Origin of the sequence: Craterilacuibacter sp. (genome assembly GCF_051659485.1) — a bacterium.
Taxonomy (GTDB): domain Bacteria; phylum Pseudomonadota; class Gammaproteobacteria; order Burkholderiales; family Chromobacteriaceae; genus Craterilacuibacter.
This window is the reverse complement of sequence record NZ_JBOFOO010000136.1, coordinates 1-2,691: the sequence shown is the minus strand read 5'-3', so window position 1 is coordinate 2,691 and position 2,691 is coordinate 1. Positions and strand designations below refer to the sequence as shown.

Genomic DNA, 2,691 nt, shown 5'->3' with positions numbered 1-2,691 from the left:
ATGCCGGGCTTGAAGCTGGTCGGTCCGGGGTGCAGCACTGCACCCTTAAGTACCACGGCGTTATTGAAGGTGTCGGATACGCGTAGCGCCGATACGGCATCGCCATCGCGGATGCTAAAGGTGGCGGCTTGCCGGCTGCCGGTGCTGATATTGAATAGCTGCGGGCCGGTTTCGCTCTGGCGGGTGAGCCTGACTTCGTTCAGTGCTTCCGGCTTGAGGCCGCCGCCCAGCGCGATCATTTCGTTGAGCGAGGTTTTGCCCTTGAGCTCGTAAATAGCCGGACGCCGCACCAGACCATCGATGGACACGCTGGGGCCTTTGGCCGGGATAAAGACCACATCGCCGGCGCGCAGACGAATATCCGCCTTGTTGTCGCCCTTCAGTAACAACTGGTACAAGTCCATTTCCTGGACCACGCGGCCGTTGCGCTTGACCTGAATCTTGCGCAGGCTGCCGCCGGTATTCAGGCCGCCCGCCGCCTGTAGTGCCTGGGTCAGGGTCGTGAGGGCGTTGACGTTGTAAGCGCCAGGCTTGAAGGCTTCACCGGTGACGGTGATCTGCATCATGCGCAGGGCGCCCATGGAGACGAATACGTCGATGCCCAACATCTGTGACTTGATGCGGCTGATCAGATCGACCGCGACTTGCTGGAAATTATTGCCGGCTACATAGATCGGGCCCAGACCGGGAAAATCGATATTGCCCTGTCGGCCGACACGCAAGGTGTGTAGTGCGTTTTCCTTGCCGTAGAGCTGGATTTTCAGTTCGTCACCGGGGCCGATCAGATAGTCGTCGGGTACCGGTAAGTCGGAAAGCGGTGTGTTGCTGGTCGGCATGCCGGCAAACAGGCTGTAACCGAAAGGTTCGCCCGCTTTGCTGGCGGCTGCGGCTGTTGTGCGCGGCTGTATGGTGGGCGCCAGTGCCGGTGCGGCTTCGGAAGGCGAGGCGGCCGATTGTGTCGCACTCGCCGAGGCTGCCTGAATTTGTGACTCGCTGGCGCCGTACTGGCGAGCCAGTGCGATTTGCTCCGGCGTTAGCGCATGGGCAGATGCCATGGATAGTGTGACGGCCAGAATGGCGAGTCGTTTTTTTTGCATGTTAACAAACCCTTTTACTGCAAGTGACCCAACTGGGCCGCTTATCAAAAATGAAAACCGTATTGTTTTAAGACTGAAGTCGGTGCGTTAGTAGCGGGCGTCAATCTTGACGCCGGCGTAGCCTGGGCCGAAATCAAAGACAGGCTGGTAACGGCCGCGCTCGCGCTGTGCGCTCCATAGCCATTTCCCTGTCGCATACCCGAGCAGGCCGCCGGCAGCAATATCCGATACCCAGTGCTTGCCCTTGGCGGTACGTCCGAGCGAGGCAATGCCGGCAACACCATATAGCCAGGGTGCGCGGTACTCGGCGGCAAACGGGGTGATGGCGCCAAATGTCACCGCCGCGTGGTTGGACGGAAAACTACTGTCGCTACGTGACGGGCCCGCATCTTGCTGGCTCCAGTGACCTTGGCCTTCATCCGGGCGTGCGCGGTTGAAGGCTTGCTTGAGCAGCATGCTGCTACCTGCCGCGACTGCGGCCGACTGGAGGGCAATAAAACCGGTATTCTGCAGCTTGCTGTCGCCAAGTGCCAAGGCGATGCCGGCACCGCCTACCGCCAGCAAGGGCGCGGCCTTGCCCAACTTGTCCCATGCCTTGAGGCCGCGGCTCTCTTCATGACCGGCCAGCTTGTCCCGCCATTTTTCGTCGGCCAGCGAGGCCAGACCGATGGTAACGCCGGACCAGAGTACTGTATTGCCAACTTCGGACAGGCGCGGGAAGGCGCTGCCGGCATCTTCCAGCCGTAGCTGAACATTGGGCCACGGCGTGATGCGCTCTATCGGGCGCGCTACCGCCGGGTGGTTTAGTTCATCGATGCGTTCTGAAAAGTTGCCCAGACCATCGGTCTGATGCAAGCTGGTTTCGCCGGCTTCGACCATAGGGTAGAGATCGCCCGGGCTGGTCACCATCTGGCCAACGTCGCGGGTCCACGGTGAAATGGCGAAGTTGGCACGCGAGCGATTGTCTTGCGGCAGCAGCGCATCCAGCGGCATGCGGAAGAAGATACCCTTGTCGAAATAGGGCGAGCTGGGCGTGCCGGGGCTGGTGATATCCTTGCCGTCGGTGCGGGTGTACCAGCCGCCAACTTCAAAGCCGGAGCGAAAGCGGCGCTTGATCTCGATGCGGGCACCTAAATCCTTGGCCAGAAAACGGCCGGCCCGCAAAGTGGCGGTCGTTTCGTAAGGCAGACGGTAATGCAGCGAGCCGATAGCGGTGACGGTATCGTAGTCGCGCATCCCCAGCCAGCCCTGAAAATTGCGCTGCCGCAAGGCATCAACGGCAATATCGGCCGCCCAGCGTTTGTCGAATGGTGCATACAAGAGCTGGCCACCTGCGCCGGCAAACATTTCCTCGTACAGGCCACCGGAGATGCGGCCATACCACTGGCCCGCCGGCTTGAAATATTGGTTAACGACAGCCTTTTGCAGCTTGATGCGCCCGCCTTTTTTATATTCGGCAATATCGCTGCGTACATGCGGCAGACTGCTGTTGGAAGCCTGTTTGACATCGCTGACGTCCTCCAGCAGGGTGGCGGACAGGGTGCTATTGAAATACAGGCCTTGGTGCAGGCGACGGTCGAAGTTGGCGGCGGCG

2 protein-coding genes are annotated in these 2,691 nt (G+C 60.4%); both read right to left on the bottom strand.

Annotation, left to right across the window (positions count from 1 at the left end; genetic code table 11):
- Nucleotides 1-1,097, bottom strand: a 1,097-nt coding sequence (locus ACRC1E_RS04735) for an SLBB domain-containing protein (protein WP_438513958.1), incomplete at its 3' end; no start/stop codon positions are given.
- 87 nt (nt 1,098-1,184) lie between these two features.
- Nucleotides 1,185-2,691, bottom strand: a 1,507-nt coding sequence (locus ACRC1E_RS04730; RefSeq protein ID WP_438513957.1) for a YjbH domain-containing protein, incomplete at its 5' end; no start/stop codon positions are given.